At 54.9% G+C, this 21,798-nt stretch carries 20 protein-coding genes and 1 rRNA gene; 7 read left to right on the forward strand and 14 right to left on the reverse strand.

Translation table 11 applies throughout. The annotated features are described in order from the left end of the window. The first annotated feature begins 138 nt into the window (after positions 1 to 138). A complete protein-coding gene (locus TH19_RS16325) occupies positions 139 to 900 on the forward strand; it encodes an IclR family transcriptional regulator (protein WP_114103421.1) in 762 nt (253 codons plus the stop codon). Here TH19_RS16325 and TH19_RS16330 read toward each other — a convergent pair. Beyond that, positions 885 to 1,901, reverse strand: coding sequence for an AraC family transcriptional regulator (locus tag TH19_RS16330; protein WP_220151750.1), 1,017 nt, complete (start codon positions 1,899 to 1,901; stop codon positions 885 to 887). The genes TH19_RS16325 and TH19_RS16330 overlap by 16 nt on opposite strands. 109 nt (positions 1,902 to 2,010) lie before the next feature. Here TH19_RS16330 and TH19_RS16335 point away from each other — a divergent pair, with 109 nt between their 5' ends. Next, on the forward strand, positions 2,011 to 3,234 hold the full coding sequence (locus TH19_RS16335) for an MFS transporter (protein ID WP_114103422.1): 1,224 nt from the start codon (positions 2,011 to 2,013) through the stop codon (positions 3,232 to 3,234). Between the two features lie 139 nt (positions 3,235 to 3,373). Here TH19_RS16335 and TH19_RS16340 read toward each other — a convergent pair whose 3' ends face one another. From TH19_RS16340 to TH19_RS16355, 4 genes are all read right to left on the reverse strand, one after another. Further along, complete coding sequence (locus tag TH19_RS16340) at positions 3,374 to 3,742, reverse strand: type II toxin-antitoxin system PemK/MazF family toxin (protein WP_114103423.1); 369 nt, start codon at positions 3,740 to 3,742, stop codon at positions 3,374 to 3,376. Continuing rightward, positions 3,742 to 4,083, reverse strand: a complete 342-nt coding sequence (locus TH19_RS16345; protein WP_258547996.1) for an AbrB/MazE/SpoVT family DNA-binding domain-containing protein — start codon at positions 4,081 to 4,083, stop codon at positions 3,742 to 3,744. Before TH19_RS16345 ends, TH19_RS16340 begins: the two co-directional genes overlap by 1 nt. A gap of 170 nt (positions 4,084 to 4,253) precedes the next feature. Next, the gene (araD1, locus tag TH19_RS16350; protein ID WP_114103424.1) at positions 4,254 to 5,243 is read right to left on the reverse strand and encodes an AraD1 family protein; all 990 of its coding nucleotides are present in this window, start codon (positions 5,241 to 5,243) and stop codon (positions 4,254 to 4,256) included. A gap of 66 nt (positions 5,244 to 5,309) precedes the next feature. After that, a complete protein-coding gene (locus TH19_RS16355) occupies positions 5,310 to 6,083 on the reverse strand; it encodes an SDR family NAD(P)-dependent oxidoreductase (RefSeq protein WP_114103425.1) in 774 nt (257 codons plus the stop codon). 547 nt (positions 6,084 to 6,630) lie between these two features. On the opposite strand from TH19_RS16355, the gene TH19_RS16360 reads away from it, so the two are divergent. Both TH19_RS16360 and TH19_RS16365 read left to right on the forward strand, forming a co-directional pair. Next, a complete protein-coding gene (locus TH19_RS16360; protein ID WP_258547997.1) occupies positions 6,631 to 7,377 on the forward strand; it encodes a FadR/GntR family transcriptional regulator in 747 nt (248 codons plus the stop codon). Between the two features lie 86 nt (positions 7,378 to 7,463). Next, complete coding sequence (locus TH19_RS16365) at positions 7,464 to 7,802, forward strand: hypothetical protein (RefSeq protein WP_114103426.1); 339 nt, start codon at positions 7,464 to 7,466, stop codon at positions 7,800 to 7,802. A gap of 73 nt (positions 7,803 to 7,875) precedes the next feature. Here the strand turns inward: TH19_RS16365 and yjfF are convergent, their stop codons facing one another. From yjfF to TH19_RS16385, 4 genes are all read right to left on the reverse strand, one after another. Next, a complete protein-coding gene (yjfF, locus tag TH19_RS16370; RefSeq protein WP_114103427.1) occupies positions 7,876 to 8,853 on the reverse strand; it encodes a galactofuranose ABC transporter, permease protein YjfF in 978 nt (325 codons plus the stop codon). Beyond that, entirely contained in the window at positions 8,843 to 9,859 is a 1,017-nt protein-coding gene (locus TH19_RS16375) for an ABC transporter permease (protein WP_181846444.1), read from the reverse strand. Before TH19_RS16375 ends, yjfF begins: the two co-directional genes overlap by 11 nt. Positions 9,860 to 9,900: 41 nt before the next feature. Next, positions 9,901 to 11,424 carry a sugar ABC transporter ATP-binding protein gene (locus tag TH19_RS16380; RefSeq protein WP_114103429.1) on the reverse strand — a complete coding sequence of 508 codons (1,524 nt, stop codon included), beginning with the start codon at positions 11,422 to 11,424 and terminating at the stop codon, positions 9,901 to 9,903. Positions 11,425 to 11,564: 140 nt separating this feature from the next. Next, complete coding sequence (locus tag TH19_RS16385) at positions 11,565 to 12,512, reverse strand: ABC transporter substrate-binding protein (protein WP_258547998.1); 948 nt, start codon at positions 12,510 to 12,512, stop codon at positions 11,565 to 11,567. 165 nt (positions 12,513 to 12,677) lie between these two features. On the opposite strand from TH19_RS16385, the gene TH19_RS16390 reads away from it, so the two are divergent. Beyond that, a complete protein-coding gene (locus tag TH19_RS16390) occupies positions 12,678 to 13,745 on the forward strand; it encodes an aldose epimerase family protein (protein ID WP_258547999.1) in 1,068 nt (355 codons plus the stop codon). A 38-nt stretch (positions 13,746 to 13,783) separates the two neighbouring features. Here TH19_RS16390 and TH19_RS16395 read toward each other — a convergent pair whose 3' ends face one another. The 4 genes from TH19_RS16395 to TH19_RS16410 form a co-directional block, all read right to left on the reverse strand. Further along, a complete protein-coding gene (locus tag TH19_RS16395) occupies positions 13,784 to 15,367 on the reverse strand; it encodes a gamma-glutamyltransferase family protein (RefSeq protein ID WP_114103431.1) in 1,584 nt (527 codons plus the stop codon). A 146-nt stretch (positions 15,368 to 15,513) separates the two neighbouring features. Next, entirely contained in the window at positions 15,514 to 16,839 is a 1,326-nt protein-coding gene (locus TH19_RS16400) for a TRAP transporter large permease (protein WP_114103432.1), read from the reverse strand. Between the two features lie 6 nt (positions 16,840 to 16,845). Beyond that, the gene (locus TH19_RS16405; RefSeq protein WP_114103433.1) at positions 16,846 to 17,415 is read right to left on the reverse strand and encodes a TRAP transporter small permease subunit; all 570 of its coding nucleotides are present in this window, start codon (positions 17,413 to 17,415) and stop codon (positions 16,846 to 16,848) included. Position 17,416: 1 nt separating this feature from the next. Continuing rightward, positions 17,417 to 18,535, reverse strand: coding sequence for a TRAP transporter substrate-binding protein (locus TH19_RS16410; RefSeq protein WP_181846445.1), 1,119 nt, complete (start codon positions 18,533 to 18,535; stop codon positions 17,417 to 17,419). A 332-nt stretch (positions 18,536 to 18,867) separates the two neighbouring features. On the opposite strand from TH19_RS16410, the gene TH19_RS16415 reads away from it, so the two are divergent. Together TH19_RS16415 and TH19_RS23200 are read left to right on the forward strand one after the other, a co-directional pair. Next, entirely contained in the window at positions 18,868 to 19,602 is a 735-nt protein-coding gene (locus TH19_RS16415) for a GntR family transcriptional regulator (protein WP_114103434.1), read from the forward strand. A 247-nt stretch (positions 19,603 to 19,849) separates the two neighbouring features. Continuing rightward, positions 19,850 to 21,571 (forward strand): methyl-accepting chemotaxis protein, encoded by a 1,722-nt coding sequence (locus TH19_RS23200; protein ID WP_181846446.1) that lies wholly within the window; start codon positions 19,850 to 19,852, stop codon positions 21,569 to 21,571. Positions 21,572 to 21,667: 96 nt separating this feature from the next. Here the strand turns inward: TH19_RS23200 and rrf are convergent. Further along, positions 21,668 to 21,782, reverse strand: a 5S ribosomal RNA gene (gene rrf / locus TH19_RS16425). Positions 21,783 to 21,798 lie beyond the last annotated feature (16 nt).

Raw genomic sequence — 21,798 nt, forward strand, 5'->3', positions numbered from 1 at the left:
TTTCGATATTTCTATATTTGAAATATTATTTATAATATAGTTTATTATCGAAATCCGGGCGACGTCAAGCACGACGTCCGGCCGATCAACTTTGCGCGCCCTTCACTTCCGCCCACCAAACAGCAGGCAACATTCGTCATGACCAGCCAACTCAACGGTTCCGTCCTTAAGGCCTTTAAAATTCTTGATCTGTTTGCAGCGGGAAAGACGGAGCTGACGGCAAAGGAAACCGCCGACGCACTTGGTATCAACATGATCACCGCGCACCGTTTTTTGCACACACTGGTCCATGCGGGCGCATTGCGGGCGACGTCACGCGGGGTTTTCCGGCTGGGATATATGTTTGCCGATCTGGGTGAACGGGTTTTACATGATGGCAATCTGCCAACACTGTTGCAGCCGATCCTTGATCAGTTGGCCCGCGACACGGGCGAGGCCTGCATGGCGACCGAATTTGATCGCGATATGGCGATCTGCATTGCCAAGGCCCTGCCCGACCGGCCACTTTATGTCGATATACGGATTGGCTCGAAACTTGATGCCTTTTGTACGGCCCACGGCAAGCTGTGGCTGGCCTATATGAGTGCCGATAATCAGGATCGCTATTTCAAAAATGCGCAACTGACCGGCATGACCGATCACACGATCACCGATATCCATAAATTAAAGGAAGAACTTGCCACCATTCGCGCACAGGGCTTTTCGACCAATAACGGTGAACGCGAAAATGACATCTATGCCATCGCGGTGCCGATCACAACCCAGCATGGCAAGATGATATCGGCCTTTTCGGTGTTCGGCGCTTCACCGGCAACGCTTGATCAAAACCGCGCAGCGTTTCTTGGTCACCTGCAAACCGCCGCACTTACCGCGCGCAGCACCCTTTATGGGGATGCGTAATCAACATGGCGCACGGCACCGGGCGACATGCCCGTTGTACGCTTGAAGGCACGGCTGAATGCCGCGACCGAGGCATAGCCAAGCCGGTCGGCTACATCATCAAGGCTTAGGTTTTCGCGTCCGATCCACTGACTGGCCAGACGCATGCGCAAATTGGTCAGATATTGCTGCGGGGTGGCGCGGGTCAGCTCGACAAACCGTTCGGCAAAGACCGAACGCGACATCCCCATTTCCGATGCCATATCGGCAACCGACCAGTTCCGGCCCGGTTCCTTGTGAAGGGCGGCCAAGAGGGACGCCAGTTTCGGATCACGCACCGCTTCGACCCAGCCGCACACGTCACAACCTGCCTCGACCCAGCGCCTAAGAATGGCCGCCGCCACCACATCGGCAAGCCGCGTCAGGATCACACCATAACCCGGACGTTTGGAACGAAGTTCAGCGGTCATAACATCCAAAATCGCCGGAATTTGCGGATCATGATCCGGCACCGTTTCGATATGCATCACTTCGGGCTTAAGATGTGCCAGCGGATGCAACCAGCCCAGATCAAATTCCATCGCACAACTGAAAATCAGATTGTCCCTTGATCGGCAAACATCGGCCTCGCACGCCCGGATTTCCGATGCCGCATCACAAAGCCGTGCGACCTCAAAGGCATCGACACTGCGCATGGCAACGCCATCTTCACTATAAAGATCATGAATGCCCGCACAGGGCAGCAACACCGCATCCCCGCAACCCAGAACATGTACCGCCCCGCTTTTGGTGCGCAGATGCACCGTGCCCTGCCCGATGAAATGGAACCACGCCCGGCTGTCGTCGACTTCCTCGCCAAAGCGCAGGCCATAGGGGGCGGATATTTCGATGCGGCGGTAATCAAGCCCGCGCAGCCGAACCCCCGAAAGCAGTTCATTGACCATGTCATGACCGGCCGCATTGAACTGGCCTTCGATATGATCAGACGGGCTATTGAATGCGGTGTTTGGGATCGGGGACATGACATTTCGGACGATTGATCAATTAATTCAGACAAACTGTCATAGATCGTCCGCACGGTCCAGACTATTTTTGGTGCAACGCAAAAACACCAATTCAAAGGACTGCCCCATGAGTGACCTTCAATCTGGCACCCCGCCCACACAGACGCAGCCGCAAGCCCCCCGGCAGGCACCTGCGGCATGGGCGGCGGTTATTTCCATGACGCTCGGGGTCTTTGGCCTCGTCACCGCCGAATTCCTTCCCGTAAGCCTTCTGACCCCGATGGCCGCCGACCTTCAGGTTTCCGAAGGGCTGGCAGGTCAGGCCATTTCGGCCACCGCCTTTCTGGCCCTGATCACAAGCCTGTTGATCGCCACACTGACCCGTCGTTTTGACCGGCGCAATGTCCTGCTTTCCTTCTCGGTGTTGCTGGTGATTTCAAGCATCATCGTCGCAACGGCAGACAACTTTGCCTTCCTTTTGCTGGGCCGCGTTCTTTTGGGCATTGCGCTTGGCGGTTTCTGGACCATGTCGGCGGCCACCATCATGCGCCTTGTGCCGGAAAACCATGTGCCGCGCGCCTTGGCCATCATGTTCAGTGGCGTTTCGGCTGCCACTGTCTTTGCCGCCCCGGTTGGCAGCTTCCTTGGCGATATCATCAGTTGGCGTGCGGTCTTCCTGCTGGCTGCCGGGATTGGCGTGATCACCTTTATTGTGCAGTTCGCAACGCTGCCATCCCTGCCGCCACGCGGACGGGCATCGCTGCGCACCCTCGTTGATTTGATCAATCGTCCGGGGATGAAATTTGGCCTGTTTTCACTGGTCATTATCATTACCGGCCACTTTGCCCTGTTCACCTATGTCCGTCCGTTCCTTGAAAACGTGACAGGTGTGGCAACGGCTGGCGTATCGGGTGTGTTGCTTGGCTTTGGCATTGCCAATTTCATCGGCACACATCTGGCCGGCGCCCTGATTGCCCGCTCGCTCCGCATGACCATTGCCCTGATGCCGCTGATCATGGGCCTTGCGACCCTTGGCATGGTGATGATCAATGGCGCGCTGAACCCGACCATTGTTCTGGTGGCGATCTGGGGCATGGCGTTTGGTGGCGTGCCGGTTGCCTGGTCAACCTGGATCACCCGCACGGTCCCCGATGAAGCCGAAAGCGGCGGCGGCCTTGTGGTTGCCGGTTTCCAAACCGCGATTGCCAGCGGTGCGGTGATTGGCGGCCTGGTGGTTGATCATGTCGGCGCATTGGGCGTGTTCAGCCTTGGCGGCATTGTACTTGTGATCTCGGCCGTGGTTGTCACCGCCGTCCTGCGCCCCGCCCCGACGGTCAGTGAACAGGCCTGATCCCCCAGCCTTTCCCGGGCCGGGATCAGGCCAGGGCTTGTCATGACCAAAGGGCAGCGGAATGTTCTGCTGCCCTTCCTTATTTTACCGATAGTCCGTCGTAAACAATACCCGAACGCATTGGGCCGGGGATCTCATATCACTCGATAAATTTCTCTATGACGCTATCGGCACCGATCAATGGAATGATGCGAACCAACACTTGCTCCATCACGCCTGCCTCGGCTTTCGCAATGAATTTTACCTTGCGATCCTTCCAGGACAAAGTCTGGATCAAGCTGGAGGCCACAACAGACGGTTTATCAAGATTATCGACAGGCACCTCTGTCATAGCCCCGCGAATGCTCGTGCTGACCGGGCAACAAATCATCAGGCCGGTTTGACTGTTATACTGTCTGGATGACAGAACCAATGCCGGACGATACTTACCTATTTCCTTGCCTTTAGTTGGCTCAAAATCCAGCCAGACAATCTCGCCGCGTTCCGGGACATATGGCAGGGTTGTCATCACTCACCCATTTCAGTAGCAGAAGGCTGGGCAAGCTCATCAGCATGGGCAGCACTGGCATCAAGCCCGACCAAAAGGTCCGCTTCTGAAAACGGAAGATTGACTTTTCTGGGCATTTTTCCAGACGCCTCGATTACAATCTTTCCAGCTTTCACATCAATGCTGATCGGGCTGGTAATATCCAGTCGTGCCTGCGCCAGAATATCACGGGAAAGCCGCACAGCAGCACTGTTGCCCCAACGTTTGATTTCACTTTGCATAACACCCTTCCGAATAAAATAGGCCACAACACGTGTAGAAACATATGTAGCTACATTAATTTCCGGCAGCAATGATGTCAACTTTTACGGACATCAGGTCAACGAACATGCTTGCAAAGCCGACCTTCATCCCGACAACACTCAAAAGTTAAAGAAAACCCCGGCCCAATCACTTGAGCCGGGGGAGGTCGTGTCGTTCGGAGGGAGACGGGGCTTTTACGCCCCTTGGAATTACGAAAATTCCCGAAAAATCAGATGGTTTTGATCACCAGCGGACGTTCCGCCTGAACCGTCAGGCGGTTGCGAATGGCGCGCCCGAACGGGGCGGCTTCGATTTCAAATTCATCACCATCCTGTGTCGCAATGCCATCGGCAAAGCTCAGTGTCGCCGTACCAAAGAAGTGAGCATGGACATCGCCCGGACGGCGGAACAGGTCATATTTGAAATGGTGATATTCAAGGTTGGCAAGCGAGTGTGACATATTGTCTTCGCCGCTCAGGAACGGCTTTTCCCAGATCACCTTGCCATCGCGGTAAAGCCGCGACATGCCTTCAACATGGCTTGGCAAGTCACCCAGCAACAATTCCGGGCCCATCGCACAAGCGCGCAGCTTTGAATGCGCCAGATAAAGGTAGTTCTGGCGTTCCATCACGTGATCGGAAAACTCGTTGCCAATCGCAAAGCCGATCCGTACCGGATCACCGTTCTGATCAATGATATAGATCGCGGCGATTTCGGGTTCCTCGCTGCCATCAAGGGCAAAGGACGGGCTGGGGATTTCGCCGCCCGGATTGGCAACAATCGAACCATCGCCCTTATAGAACCATTCGGGCTGCACGCCTTTTTCGCCTGCGGCCGGTTTGCCGCCTTCGATGCCCATGCGGAACATCTTCATGGAATCGGTTTCATCAGCCGCCTTGTTATCGGCCTTGTGCATATTCGCACGTGCCGATGCCGACCCAAGATGGGTAAGGCCCGTACCCGTCACAAGGAAATGTGCCGGGTCGGCATGGGTAATTGGCGGCAACAAACGGCCTTCGGATGCAATCGCATTGTAATCAAGGCTTTCTTCACCCATGCGGGCCTTGGCGGCCTCGATCATGGTGATGCCCTTTGTTATCGCGATCCCGGCCAGTTCACGGGTCGTCGAAACGCCGGTTAGCGGCACCAGGGTATCCTGATCCTCGACAACGGCAACATGCTGGGCGCCTGCGGTATCCTTAAATTGAACCAGTCTCATCAAATTACGTCCTGACAAATCATTCTATCTTTGCACAATGGGTATTCGGGGTGACGGCCAATCAGATCAGACCCAGCCACCATCAACGATAAAGTTCTGGGCGGTGACCATCCGGCTTTCATCGGAAATCAGGAACAACGCCATACGGGCGATATCCTGTGGCATCACCTTGTTCTTAAGGCACTGGCGTTCGTCGATTTCACGTTCGGCCGCCTCATCCACCCAAAGGTCAAGCTGGCGCTGGGTCATGACCCAGCCGGGCACAAGAGTATTTACGCGGATATGATCCTTGCCCAGATCGCGCGCCATGCCACGTGTTAAACCATGGGTCGATGCCTTTGCCGTGGTATAGCCGGGCATACCGCCCTGCCCCATCATCCAGCTTACCGAACCGAAATTGATGATCGCGCCACCGCCATTTTTTTGCATCATCGGCGCAACTGCCTGAATGGCAAAAAAGGACGGGCGAATATTGATTGCCTGGCGTTCATCCCAGTATTCCGGGGTGACGTCCTGCCATTTATGACGGGTGTCGTTGGCGGCATTGTTCAAAAGGCCTGTGATCGGCCCGTTGATTTCAGCAGCCTTGGCAACAGCAGCCTTAAGGGCGGCGATATCGGTCAGATCACATTTGATAAACAGGGGCGCGTTGCGCGCATCCTTGGACAGCTTTTCAACAAGCGCATTGCCGGCATCTTCCATGATGTCGACAAAGGCAACCTTTGCGCCCTGCTCGACAAAGGCAGTCACAAGTGCCTCGCCAATGCCCGAAGCGCCCCCGGTGATGAAAACCGATTTATCTTCAAGGCTGGTATAGTGTGTCGCCATGCGATCAGACATGATCGTGGTTTCTCCCGTCGTCTGGTTTCTCTTTGGTTCTCTGGCGGCCCGCGCACAGGGACTCCGCCCCTGTTCGGTCCGTTTTACGATCCATAAGTGTCAGAATTTGCATCCATCCCGACCCTGCGCGGTGCAAAAGACAAAATTTCCCGGTGGGCAATTTATCCTGCAAACAGCGTCGGTTTCACGTCCGGTTCAGAAGCGTGGTTAAATCGCCCTGTCCGTGATCATGATGCTTCCTCCTGAAAATTATGCTTTTTAATTCTTCATACAATAACATTAATGATCAGGATATCCGGGACTGTCAAGCGACAAACAGGTGAAGTCAGTTCTTTCGATCCATCGCGCAGTGGTTTATAAGGTACTGCCCTTTGCGATTGCCGGTCCGGCAATTCGACCCCGCCCGAAATAATTATATGCTTTGCAACACAAAGCCTTGATGGGGTCAGATAAGTTGCCCTCGAAATTAATTCATATTATATGAATAATTGCAAAGCGGGCCTTTTGCCTTTTTCCTTACAGATAAGGCCCCGCCGGAGGGAATTTAATGTCGTCGATGTCGAGAACCTATGCCAAACGCAGCCTGCACAGTATCGTTGCCCATGATTTGGGGGCGCGGATTGTTTCGGGCCAATTGGCACCGGGCGATGTTCTTCCGACCGAAGCCGCACTAAGTGAATCGCTTGACGTATCACGCACGGCACTGCGCGAAGCGATCAAGATCCTGTCGGCCAAGGGCCTGATTGAAAGCCGCCCGAAAACCGGCACCCGCGTCAAACCGCGGTCAAGCTGGAACCTTCTGGACCCCGATGTCCTGTCATGGCACTTCCCGGACCCGGACCCGGCATTCCTGTATGCGCTGTTTGAAACGCGTTTGATCATTGAACCCAATACGGTCGCCATGGCTGCGGTGCGCGCAACACCCGATGAAATCAAGGCCATTGGCGATGCCTATGACGCCATGGAAAAGGCCGAACTGGGGACCGAGGCGGTTTATATCACCGACCTGCAATTCCATCAGGCGATCCTGAATGCATCGGGCAACGATTTCATGAAGTCGTTCGGCATGCTGATTGAAACCGCCCTTATCGGGTCATTCCGCCTGTCATCGGGTGGCCCCAAGGCCCATGTGCAATCCCTGCCCGATCACCAGGCAGTCTATGCCGCCATCAGCCATCGCGACCCGGACGAGGCGCGTGCGACCATGCACAAACTGCTTCGCCGCACCATGCGCCAGCTGCGCCAGCAACTGGGCATGTCGGTTGATCATGACTGGGATCAGATCGGGCTTTAACGAACGACTTTAAGTCACAACACATATCTCCACGCGTCGCAAAACGGGCTGTATGGCCCGTTTTTTTTACGTCAACGGAGGATGTTATGAGACATCTTGTGATCGCATTTTCTATGCTATGCGTCGTCAGCTTTGCGGCATCTGATGCCCAGGCGAACCTGAAAAAGGAATATTGCGCCAATCAGACCTATTACACAGAAGCAGGTGAAAACGATGGCAGTCGATATCCTCACCTGCATTGCGACGCGAGTTTCCTTACATATAGCAGCGGTTCCAACCACTACAATTTCGTCGTCGGCGATAAGCTTCAGCCCGGGATTGCAGGCAATGCGTGCTTTACGGCTGCGGAACAGGATGCCCCCAATCTGAAAGCCAAAGTCGCGGAAGTCTGCAGCGATTTTGGCAAATCCTGTTACGGTTGTTAACCGCAATACAAACGGGGCGACCCTTCCGGGCCGCCCCAAACGACATGTATGATCTTGCTCGTTCGAAACTCTGTCAGGTTGCCCCGGCCCGCATCCCCGAGAACGACCGTGTGATCAGGCGTTGCAGGACGATAAAGCCAAACAGCAATGCCCCGATCATGATCTTGGTCCACCAGCTGTTAAGCGATCCGTCAAAGGCGATCAGGGTCTGGATAACCCCCATGATGATCCCGCCAAAGAACGTGCCCATGACAAAGCCCATACCGCCAGTCAAAAGTGTGCCGCCAATCACCACGGCGGCAATCGCATCAAGTTCCACCCCGACCGCGGCCAACGGATAGGCCGATGCGGTATAGAAGGCAAAGACAACGCCCGAAAGCGCACTGAAAAAGCCCGACAGGGTATAGACGCGAATGATCGTGCTATGCACCGGGATGCCAAGAAGTTCGGCCGAATGACGATCCCCGCCAATCGCATAGACATTGCGCCCGAAACGCGTGTAATGGGCAATCACCACCCCGCCGATCACAGTCGCCAGCATCAAAAGCGCCGATGCCGTCAACCAGCCACGACCGGGCAGCTGCACTTTGAACCCGCTAAAGGCGGCAACAAACGGATGGTCAATCGGAACGGAATCCAGATTGATCAAGAAGCACACACCGCGCAAAAAGAACATACCGGCAAGCGTGATGATAAAGGGCTGGATATCGAACTTGGCAATGATCACGCCCATAAAGGCCCCGAATGCCGCCCCGACAATCAGGGAAATCAATGCCGCCATCAGCGGATGCATACCAAACCCGGTAACAAGTTCGGCCATCAACACCCCGATAAAGGCAATCATCGATCCGACCGAAAGATCAATGCCGCCCGAAAGGATCACGAATGTCATGCCCACGGCCGTAATGATCAGGAACGCATTATCGGTCAAAAGCGCGCCCAGAACATAGGTGTCCGAAAAGGCCCGATGTTCAAAAATCCCGTAACCATACAGCAATGCCAGCACCGCAAGCGTCGCAAGGATCGGGTAAAAACGTTCATTAATTTTCATCGGCTTTTCCCCGCTTCATGCGTTCCATCGCCTGCCCGACCAGTTGGCGGGATTTTGGCGCCTGCACCAGAAGAACAATCATCACCACAGCCGCCTTGACGATCAGGGTATATTGCGACGGCAGTCCTGACAGAAGGATGCCGGTGGTAAGCGCCTGAATGATCAGAACCCCGATCACCGTCATGGCGATAAAGAACCGCCCGCCCATCAGGGATGCCCCGCCGATCACGACCGCCAGGATCGCATCAAGTTCAAGCCACAAACCGGCATTATTGGCATCCGCGCCGCGAATATCGGCCGCAATAATGATCCCGGCAAAGGCCGCACAAAGACCCGACGCCGCATATGCCATCAGCTTGATGCCGCGTGCATCAATACCCGCCACCCGGCTGGCGCGTGCATTACCGCCAACAGATTCCACAAACAGACCAAGGGCAGTTTTACGCATCACGCAATAGATTGCTGCAATCACCGCCGCGGCAATAATCACGCGCCACGGAATACCCAACAAATATCCGCTGCCGATCCCTTCAAAGAACGCACCATGGAATGTCACGATCTGACCATCGGTTATCATCTGCGCGATCCCGCGCCCGGCCACCATCAGGATCAGGGTCGCAATGATCGGCTGAATATCAAGGAATGCCACCAATATGCCGTTCCAAAGCCCGCACAAAATCCCGGCGCCAAGGGCGGCCAGAATGATCACCGCCGGATGAAGATCGGTATCACGGATCAGGACCGCCATGACGGCACCCGAAATGGCAATGATCGAACCGACCGACAAATCAATGCCGCGGGTTCCGATCACAATCGCCATGCCCACGGCAACAAGGGCGGTTGATGCGCCGCGATGGATCACATCCACCAGAGATCCGTAAAGATGCCCGTCAACAATGCGAATATTGAAAAAGTCCGGCGAAATGATCCCGATGCCCAGCACGATCAGAACAAGTGCCGCGACCGGGCCAAACCAGGGCCGGCTTATCAAAGAAGATGCAGACATGGTGCTGCTTTCCCGTAATTTCTTTTTGTCCTGCAAACTGGTCATCGTGCAATCGCCTCGATGATTCTGGTCTGGGTGATTTCGGCCCCCACCAGTTCCGATACCTTTTCGCGATCACGCATCACCGCAACCCGGTCGGCAAAGGCGACGATTTCTTCAAGCTCGCTTGATGCCACAAGCAACGCCAATCCTTCGTCACACAGTTCCTTGATCAATTTGATGATGTCGGCATGGGCACCGACATCAATGCCGCGCGTCGGTTCATCAAGGATCAACAGGATCGGCTTGGACACCAGCCAGCGCGCCAGAATGACCTTTTGCTGATTACCACCACTCAGTTGCCCGACCGGCTTCTCACTGTCGGGCGTGGCAATGCCAAGGGCCCTGATCATGTCATCGGCGAATTGCTGTTGCTCGGCACGCGGGATCGGGCGCAGCCAACCGCGCCGCCCCTGAAGGGCCAGAACGATGTTTTCGCGCACACTCAGTTCCGCAACAATGCCATCCTGTTTACGGTCTTCGGGACAAAGCCCAAATCCCGCCCGGATCGCGTGGCGCGGGGAGCGCAACATTACCGGCTCCCCATCCAGAAACACAAGGCCGCTATCAGCCTTTTGCGTTCCGAATATCAGTTCGGAAAGCTCCGTCCGCCCGGAACCCAAAAGCCCCGCCAGACCAACAATCTCGCCTGCATTCAGATCAAGCGATACCGGCTCCAGCACGCGTTTCTTGCCAAGGTTCTTGACCTGAATGCTGCGCTTTGGCCCGGAATAGCTGCCTTCGTCCTGATGGCGGTGTGCGCTGACCTCGGCCAGTTCACGACCCAGCATATGATTGATCAGATCGATCTGCAGCAGGTCCTTGGTCACAAAGGTGCCAACAAGCCGCCCGTTGCGCAAAACCGTGATCCGGTCGGTAACCGCGTAAACCTGATCAAGGAAATGGGTAACAAAAACAATGCCCAGTCCCTTGCCGCGCAATTCGCGCATGATGCGAAAAAGCGTCTGGATTTCTTCGCCGTCAAGCGACGCGGTCGGTTCATCCAGAATAAGAACCCGCGCATCGAGCGCAACCGCACGCGCAATTGCCACAAGCTGCTGGATCGCCACCGAATAGGAACCAAGCGGCCGGTTGACATCAATATCAAGCCCCAGCGTATCAAGGGCAGCCTTGGCATCGGCCTCGGTCTTTTTCCATGAAATAAGGCCGAACTTCCGTGTCTGGCGTTCAAGCATCAGGTTCTCGGCCACCGACAGGGTCGGCACCAGATTGACTTCCTGATAGACCGTGGAAATTCCAAGCCCCTGCGCATCGCCTGGATGCTGCGGATGGATTTCGGCACCGTCAAGCAACACGGCCCCGGCGTCACGGGGATGCACCCCGGTAATAACCTTGATCAGGGTGGATTTACCCGCCCCGTTTTCCCCAAGAAGGGCATGAATTTCGCCGCGTTTCAGGTCGAAATCGACATCCTGCAACGCTTTGACGCCGGGAAAGAATTTTCCCGCCCCGCGCACCGAAAGAACGGTATCCGCGTCATTTGCAGAAAGTGCGGAGTTTGACATGTTCCTCACCCTCTCCCTGTTTTTGATTTTTGTTCCCGATACAGCGCGACGTACTCCGGCAAAAACCGAAGCACGTCACAAGCAGTACCCAGCCACGTGACAGGCACCGTCACCCTGCGATCACGGTGCCAGGACACATGTTATTTGCTGCGCATTTTGTATTCTTCTGCTGCGGTATCAGGCAGGAAGAGCGGACCATTTGCCTTGATCCATTTCGGAACGTCCTGACCGGCCTTGGATGCCTTGATCGCGTCAAACGACGGCGCGCCCAGATGCGGGTTCAGTTCGATGGTCGCGTTGGTGTCGCCATCGGCCATTGCCTTGAAGATATCGGGCACCGCATCAATCGAGACGATCTTGATGTCGGTCCCCGGCTTCAGACCGGCTTCCTTGATGGCCTGAACTGCACCAAGCGCCATGTCATCATTATGGGCATAAACCGCACAGATATCCTTGCCGCCGTTTTCAGCTTTCAGGAAGCTTTCCATAACTTCCTTGCCGCCCGAACGGGTAAAGTCGCCCGACTGCGAACGGATGATATTGATGCCCGGGAAATTCGAAACGACCGATTCAAAGCCGGCTTTGCGATCATTGGCAGCCGACGAACCAACCGTGCCCTGCAATTCGACAACATCGCAAACCGCGTTGGTTTCCGATGCCAGCCAAGCCGCGGCAAGGGCACCTTCAACCACGAAGTCGGATGCCACCTTGGTCAGATACAGGTCTTCGCTGGCGTCAACGCCTCGGTCAACCAGCACCACCGGAATACCGGCATCTTTTGCTTCTTTCAGGACCTGATCCCAGCCGGTTTCAACCACCGGGGCCAGAAGAATGCCGTCAACGCCCTGTGCGATAAAGGAACGGACAGCCTTGATCTGGTTTTCCTGTTTCTGCTGGGCATCCGAGAATTTGAGATCAATACCGCGCTTTTCTGCCTCGGCCTTGATCGATGCGGTTTCAGATGTACGCCAGCCGCTTTCGGACCCGATCTGCGAGAACCCGATCATCATTTCAGCCTGTGCCGCAAACGAAAGACCAAGCGCAACGCCAAGCGCCGCAGTCGAAACTGCCAGCTTTGTGAATTTCACCACGATTTCCTCCCTAAGTGTGGTTTATTGCTTAAAAGCCATATAGTATTACAATATGATTTGAAATCACTCAACCATATAGTTATTCCAACATACGCCCCATCGCGCACAGCGATTGACAAACCGAAATAAACCCAGAAAAATCAAAGCCTAGGGGAGGATCGAATGCAAAAAAGCCACCAGAAACCGGACATGGCAGAAACCAGTGAAACAACCCGTATTTCGGGTAAACACGCCCCGCGTGTGACCCTTATCACATCGCAGATTCGCCTTACGGTTTCTGCGCTTGGCGCGCGTCTTTGTGATCTTCATTTGTATGAGGATTCGAATTCCGCGGGCTTAGAAGGCGCAAAAGGCACCAACATCACGGTCGGCCTCAAGGATGACGATGCCTACCTTGCCCAGGACAGCTATATCGGGGCGGTGTGCGGGCGCTATGCCAACCGCATCGAAAATTCCCGCTATACCGATCCCGATGGCCGCGAGATTGTCCTTTCCGCCAACGAAGGCGAAACCCATCTGCATGGCGGCAAGGACGGCTTTGACCGCCGCATATGGGACATTACCGATCAGTCGGATCGCAGCGTCACTTTCAAACTCGCCTCACCCGATGGCGATCAGGGATATCCGGGCAACATGGTCGCAACCGCAACCTATTCGATCCTTGCTGAAAACCGCCTGCGCCTTGAAATCACGGCGACCTGTGATGCGCCCTGCCCGGTCAATATGACCAGCCACGCCTATTGGAACCTTTCGGGGAAATTTGATCAAACGGCGGCCGATCACGTCTTGCAGATCAATGCCGATCAGTGGCTTCCGGTCGATGACAAGCTGATCCCGCTTGCCGAAACCCGTAACGTCGCCGGAACCGGCTATGACTTCCGAAGCCCGGCCCGGGTATCAGACATGCTGCCCCACACATCGCAGGGCTTTGATCATAATTTCTGCCTGACCGGGGATCGCGGTACACTCCGCCCCATCGCCACCCTGTCCGACCCCGACAGCGGCCGCCACTTGAAACTGTTTTCGACCGAGGCCGGCTTGCAATTCTATCTCGCCAAACATTTCACCGGGACGATGAAAACCGCAAATGACGTGCCGCTCAACACATCCACAGGCATCGCACTCGAACCGCAAACCTGGCCCAACAGCCCCAACCGCCCGGACTTCCCAAGCCCCTGGCTCAAACCCGGCGAAACCTATCGTCATGTGATTGAGTGGGAGTTTTCCTGAATGAAAAAGCCCCGCATTCGCGGGGCTTGAACTCGACTTCAGATCGCGGAAACCGCCCCATCCGCACGCGGATCTGTTGCCCCTTCCATAACCCCGTTCGAACGCAGCCGGATACCACCGGCATGGCCCATCATGTCTTCATAGGGTCCAACGATTTCGACCGCGTGACCGGCTGATTTAAGCTGGTCGATCAGGGCCGGATCAAAGCGGTTTTCAAGTTTAAGTGTAGTGGTTTCATCGCCCCACGTCTTGCCAAGCAACCAGCGCGGGGCGGTGATTGCTTCCTGCAGGTCCTGACCAAACAGGACATTGCGGGTGAAGACCGCGGACTGGGTTTGTGGCTGCCCTTCGCCGCCCATCGTGCCATAGGTCAGAACCGATCCGTCATTGAGGCGCGCCAGTGCCGGGTTCAGCGTATGGAACGGCAGTCGCCCCGGCCCAAGCTGATTGGGGCCTTCATGAAGCGTAAAGCTTGCCCCGCGGTTCTGCCACAAAACGCCGGTTTCCGGCACCACAATACCGGACCCGAATTCCCAGAAGATGCTTTGGATATAGCTTACCGCAACGCCATTGGCATCAACCGTTCCCATCCAGATCGTATCACCGGGCTTGGCCACATGCGGCCAGGGCTGTGCGGTTTTCATATTTATTTTCGCGGCTTCGCGATCAAGCATTTCGGTGCTTAAAAGCGATGCCGGATCAATCGTCATGCGGTCGGGATCGCCAACATGGTTGTTACGCGCAATAAAGGCGCGCTTGGTGGCCTCGATCAATCCATGGATATGATCAAACCTGTCACCCGCCGTCACGCCCAAGCGATCAAAAAGGCCAAGGATCATAAGAGATGCCACGCCCTGGGTTGGCGGCACCATGTTAAAGACTGTTCCCGCTGAAAGCCTGACCGAAAGCGGTGTCATGACCTTGGCGTGATAGTTTTCAAGATCGGAAGGCCTGATCGGACTTCCGACCGATGTCAGGCCCTTGGCGTTATTGCGGGCGATATCACCGCGATAAAAATCATCAAGCCCGACCTTGCCAAGATGTTCAAGCGTTGCGCCAAGGGCGGGTTGCTTCAACACATCCCCGATGGCGGGAATGCCATTCGCGGCATAGGTATCAACAAAACCGGGTGAACCTTTAAGCTCTGCCATCTTGGTGGTGGTCAGTTCAACTTGGGACTTCGTGACCGGCATGCCGGTTTTGGCGTGATGAACGGCATCGGCAAGCAACCGTTCCAGCGGGATTACACCGCCCATCCCCTTGGCAATTTCAGAAGCCTTGATCCAGCCACCAATCGCACCGGCAACCGTAAGGGCGGCCAGTGGTCCACGAGCCGGGATCGCGGCATGACCCTGTTCGCGGTAAAAGTCCGGTGTTGCAATCCCTGCCGCGCCGCCACAGGCGCGAATGGCAACCGGCTCCTTGCCCGGTTCAGCAATGATCCAGAACCCGTCACCGCCAATCGCATTCATATGCGGATAAACAACCGCAATGGTGGCGGCGGCTGCAATCATCGCCTCGACCGCGTTACCGCCATCGCGCAGGATATCGCGCCCGGCCTGGGCGGCCAGATGATGCGGGGCGGTGACCATGCCCCCAAGGGCGGTTCTGGAACGTAACATTTTCTTTCGGCCTCCCTGCCGCAGTAACGCTTGGGACATGCTGCGCATATGGCGCGGCATGTCCGTATCGTCTGTTCATAGCGCTGATTTCATTTTCCGTTCAGCGGCTTTTCACATCGTAGAATGATTTCGGAATTATCCGGCACCTACCAACCGATCAGATCGGGCAACCAGCTTGTTAATCCCGGGAAGATAAACAGCAGGATCAACGCCAGTGCCTGAATACCGATAAAGGGTATGACACCGCGATAGATATTCACCGTGGAAACCGAAGGTGGTGCCACCCCCTTAAGGAAGAACAGCGCCCAGCCAAATGGCGGTGTAAGGAAACTGGTTTGCAGGTTCATCGCCACCAGAATGGCAAGCCAGGCCATATCGATCCCGCTATTCTGGAATACCGGCAAAAACATCGGAAGCGCGATATAGGAAATCTCGATCCATTCCAGGAAAAACCCGAGAATAAAGATCACGCCCATCATAAACAGAAGATTGCCCATATCCCCGCCGGGCACCCATTCAAACATGGCATGGACAAGGCCCTCGCCACCAAGACCTCGGAAGGCAAGACCGAATGGCTGCGCACATATCAGGATAAAGAACACCATCGCACTGGTAATCAGAGTGTCATGCAGAACGTCGCGCATCACACCAAGATTAAGCCGCCCGGTAAAAAGTGCGAGCAACAAGGCACCAAGCGCGCCCATGGACGCGGCCTCGGTCGGGGCGGCAATCCCGCCAACAATTGACCCGAGAACAGCAAAAACAAGTGCCAGCGGCGGCAACACCACCTTGACGATTTTGATCAGCAAATCACGCGAGCCAAGCGCATCGCGCTCTTCCTGCGGGATGGCCGGCACCATTTCGGGTTTAAAAATTCCCAACAGCACCAGATAAAGCCCCAGCATCCCGGCAAGGATCAAACCCGGCACCATGGCCGCGGCAAACAGCGTCCCGACAGATTCCCCCAGAATATCGGCAAGCAGGATAAGCACCAGACTGGGCGGAATGATCTGGCCAAGGGTGCCCGACGCACAAATAACACCGCTGGCCACCCCCTTGTCATAGCCACGGTTGATCAGCGGTTGCAGCGACAGCAAACCGACCGTCACAACCGTCGCCCCGACCACGCCCGACGATGCCCCCATCAGCACCCCGACAATAACAATGGCAAGCCCCATACCGCCTTTGAGCCGCCCCATGGCATGACCGATAACGTCAATCAGTTCTTCGGCAAGTTTCGACTTTTCAAGCATCACCCCCATGAAGATGAAAAGCGGCAAGGCAAGCAGCGTATAGTTGGTCACAACCCCGTAAACGCGCGCAGGCAGCAAATTGAACAGGCCGGTGCCAAACCCCATAATCCCAAAGGCAAATCCCGAAATCGCAAGCGAGATCGCCACCGGCACACCAAGCACGAGGAAGCCAAAGAAGCCCCCGACCATGCCAATGGCCAGCCATTCATTTCCGGTCATGTCTGATTAGTCTCCTGCGCCGCTTTGGGTGACTGCGGCAGATGTCTCATAGGCGGGTGCGTCGTTTTCGGCGCGTATCTGGCGATAATTGATCAGGGCCTGTGAAATGGCCTGAATGAGCAACAACCCAAATCCAAGCGGAATAAATGCCTTCAGCAGGAAGCGATACGGCAAACCGCCCGGATCGGGTGATCCTTCGCCCATCATGATGGACTGCTCGACATAGGGGATCGAAAACCAGATCAATGCCCCACCAAGGATCGCCATCAGGATGGCTGAAAACAGGTCAATGATCGCCTGGGCCTTCGGACCCAGACGTTCATACAGAAAATCGACCCGCACATGACCGCCATGACGCATGCCATAGGCCATGCCCATCAAAGCAATCGGCGAAACCAGATGCCATTCAAGCTCCTGCATTGCCACACTGCCGGAATTCAGCAGATAGCGCAGCAATACATTCCCGCCGACAACCAGCACAAGGGCCAAACCACTAATGGCAGCCCCCCATCCGGCAATATCGACAATCAGACCAAGAATGCGATCAAAAAATGGTTCTGTACGGGTCGACTTCATATCAGCTCATCCCGTCTTTGGATGAAATGATCCCGTGATAGGGTTTTTCACTGACCGCAGCCCATTCACGGTGGGTATCACGGAACGCCATGAAGCTGTCATGGACCTTTTTGGTGATTGGGTCTTTGGCAGCCTCGGCTTCAAGGGTTTCCTTGGTAATGCCCTTAAGTTTGACCACCACTTCATCCGGAAGGGTCTGTGCGGTCACGCCAAAGTTTTCGACCAGATCACGCAGGGCGGCTGCGTTATTGGCTTCGCACCAGGAATGGCTGTCAAGGTTGCAGGCCTGTGCGGCATTCTTCACGATCGCCTGCAGATCGGCAGGAAGGCTTTCCCATGCCTTCTGGTTGATCAGAAGCTCAGTCACGTTGGACGGCTCGTGCCAGCCGGTGGTGTAATAGTATTTGGCGGCTTTCTGCAGACCAAGACGACGATCCTGATAGGGACCAACAAACTCGGCTGCATCAATCACACCACGTTCGAGTGCCGGGAAGATTTCGCCGCCCGGAAGCAGTTTCACTTCAACGCCGATCTGCTGATAGACCTTGCCCGCCAGACCCGGAATACGCATTTTCAGGCCCTTGAAGTCGTCAAGGCTGTTGATCGGCTCACGGAACCAGCCGGTCATCTGCACGCCGGTATTGCCCATCGGGAAAGCGACAAGACCATATGGCTTATAGACTTCATGCCACAGATCGAGACCACCCGCATGATACAGCCAGGCATTCATGCCCTGGAAATTCAGACCGAACGGAACAGTCGTGAAATATTGTGCCGCAAAGATTTTACCCGCCCAGAAATAGGCGTTTGCCGCATTCATTTCGACCGTACCGGCCTGAACCGCGTCAAAACCTTCCAGTGCAGGGATCAGCTCGCCTGCGGCAAAATGCTGAATATTGAGACGGCCATTCGACATTTCCGTCACACGTTTGCAGAAATCCTCCGGGCTGCCCGGGCCGGTCACATAAAAAGGCGATCCCGGGCCATAGGCATTGGTCATTTTCCAGTTAAAGGTTTCCTCTGCACGCACAATGTTCGGTGCCGCGATGACAGCAGCCCCGGTTGCCGCAGCCCCGATTGCCGACTTGGTCAGAAAGTCGCGCCGTTTAACGTTGGTCATTGATGTCTCCCTGATAGAGATAGCTATTTCTATGAAACGGAATCCCAACGGAATGTATTCCGCATGTGTATACATCCTGCAACGACCATGCTATTGTATATTTTTCAATAACTTAACTAAATTTAACACATCCCGAATGAAAAATAATGCATATATTTTAATCGATATATTGCGGTGCACATTTTAATTGCACATATAATGCGCATTTTCAGGAAAGAAAAATCATCACACCAATAGAACGACCGGGATACTTGGATTTCATCGCAAAATTCGTGTATACATTCCCGACAGAGGAGACCAACCAAACCTCGTAAGAAGGGTCCGCACGCCATATGATCGAGCTTAACCAAACGCTCACCCCGTCCTCGCAACATGCCGAAACAGTCGGCATCGCCCAGCAACTGTGTCAGACGCTGGAAGATGACATCGTCAAGGGAAAGCTCCCGCCGGGACAACGTTTGGAAGAACCGCTTCTGGCAAAGCGTTTTGGCGTATCGCGCACCCCGGTTCGCGAAGCATTGCAACTGCTTACCGCGACTGAACTGGCCGAAAAAATCCCGAACCGCGGCGTTTATGTCTCGCTTGCCACGCCCGAACGTTTAACGGCGATGTTTGAAAGCATGGCAGAACTGGAAGGCATGTGCGGACGACTTGCCGCCAAACGCATGACAAGTGGCGAACGCCATAACCTTGAAAAGATCCATCACGAACTGGCCGAAACGGTTCGATTGGGAGACAGCGACAGCTACGAAACCTTGAACAGGTCCTTTCATAACGCGCTCTATCGCGGCACCCATAATGATGTTCTGGTCGATGTGACGCTTTCGGTACGACGCCGTGTTGCCCCTTTCCGGCGGGTCCAGTTCCAAAGCCTTGCCCGTCTTGCTTCCTCCCACGAGGAACATCAGGGCATCGTTGACGCCATCCTGCGCGGCGACGTCAAAGCGGCCGAGGATCTGCTGTACGGGCACATCATGGCCGTTCACGATATCAGCCAGGATTACCTTTCCAGCCTGCGTCAAAGCCCGCCCGAGCCCGCCACGGCATTTTCCGGCACCCCGGCATAATCATCTGCGGTGACACCGTCGAACACCTGGATTTTTGCTGCCTGTCCAAGCTGCAACTGATGCCTCACCTTGAACCTGCCGCCATGCGAAAGCATTTAAACACTATAATCGGCAATTTCGGGAAACACTGACCCCAAGCGAGGCAGCATTCATGTTCGGCTTTTCAGTTTCAGGCTCGAAGTCCAATGGTCGCGCTCATTTGCAACCTGCCTTCGAACCTGCACCCACCCAAGGGACAGAAAGCGACGTGATCGCCGCCATCAATCAAACCCAGGCGGTTATCGAATTTTCGCTGGATGGCACAATCCGGACCGCGAATGGAAATTTCCTGTCTTTGCTGGAATACACGCTTGCCGAAGTTCAGGGCAAACATCACCGGATTTTTGTCCCGCCCGAAGACGCCAAAAGCACTGAATATGCCAAATTCTGGCAAGACCTCGGCAAAGGCATCGCGCAAACGGCACAGTTCCGCCGCATCACGAAATCGGGCAAGGATGTATGGATACAGGCTTCCTACACACCGATTTTCAAAGACGGAAAAGTTGATCGCATCATCAAATTTGCCACAGATGTCACCGATCAGGTTTTGCAAACCGCCAGTGCAAGCTCCCAGATCAGTGCCATTGAACGCGCCCAGGCGGTCATCGAATTCAATCTGGATGGCACCATCATCCGCGCGAACAAGAACTTTCTCGATCTGATGGGTTATGCGATGGATGAGGTCGCGGGCAAGCATCACCGCATATTCGTTGCCCCCGAAGAAGCCAATTCAAACGCCTATGGCAAATTCTGGGAAAGCCTGCGCAACGGGCAATATCAGACAGCCGAATTCCGCCGGATCACCAAAAGCGGCAAGGATGTCTGGATCCATGCGACCTATAACCCGATCCGCGACCCGAATGGCAAGGTGATCAAGGTCATCAAATTCGCAAGCGACATTACCGAAGAATATAACAAGCGCGAAGAATTCGCCCTGATCTCTATGGTCGCGAATCAAACCAGTAACGCCGTCGTCATCACCGATCAGCGTCGGCACATCCTTTATGTCAATAACGGCTTTACTGCCATGTTCGGTTTTACGCTGAAAGATGTGGCCGGAAAATGGATCAAGGAAATCCTGGTGGGTCCGCAAGCCGATCCCGAAACTGTCCAACGCATGACAGATCAGCTTAACCGTCCCGAAGCCTTCTATGACGAGGTGGAGCTTCGCGACAGTTCCGGCAGGTCGCTTTGGGTATCAGTCACCAGCAACCCGACCCATGACGCCAATGGCCATCATACCGGATTCATTGGCATCATCGCCGATATCAATGACGTCAAATCCCTCGCGCTCGAATATCAGGCCCGTTTTGATGCCATCAGCAAATCCATGCTGTTTGCCGATTGGGGCCCTGACGGCCAATTGATTGATATTAACGACTTCATGCAATCGAAATCGGTTTCCGATAATGCAACCAGATCGGCGCTTGGCCATCTTGGCAATGTGCTGGATAGTGACGATATCGCCAAACTGCGGTCAAGTGGCGTGCTTCATCTCGAATTCGATTTATCCTTTGGTGATAACCGCCCGCCTTTTGGTTTTTCGGCCACCTTTGCCACCGTGCAGGACAGCGAAGGCAATGTAAAAAAATTCATCATGTATGCCAGCGACGTAACCGACAAACGCGAAGTCGTCGCCAAAAGCGAAGCCGTGGTACAGGATCTTGTGAAATCGGGTGCAGATATCAGTTCGATGATCTCGACGATCAATGGCATTGCGTCGCAAACCAATCTGCTGGCCCTGAATGCTACCATTGAATCGGCCCGTGCTGGTGAAGCCGGGCGCGGCTTTGCCGTGGTCGCCAGCGAAGTCCGCGAGCTGGCATCGCGTGCCGCTGAATCGGCAAGCAAGATCAACACGGTGGTTCAACGCAATCAGGAACTGATTTCCGAGCTGTCCGACGAAATCAATAAATTGCGCGCTGACTAAATTTGGAAAAACACCCTGAAACGACAAAACCCTCGACCAGAAGGTCGAGGGTTTTTGATGTCGTGTATATAGGGAATATGTTGCTGTATTTGGAAGGCCCGGCGGTGACCTACTCTCCCGTGCCTTAAGACAAAGTACCATCGGCGCAGGCTGGTTTCACTTCTGAGTTCGGGATGGGATCAGGTGGTTCCCGGCCGCTATGGCCACCGGGCCGTCCAAACACAGCG

This window comes from Thalassospira profundimaris (assembly GCF_003326675.1).
Classification (GTDB): domain Bacteria; phylum Pseudomonadota; class Alphaproteobacteria; order Rhodospirillales; family Thalassospiraceae; genus Thalassospira; species Thalassospira aquimaris.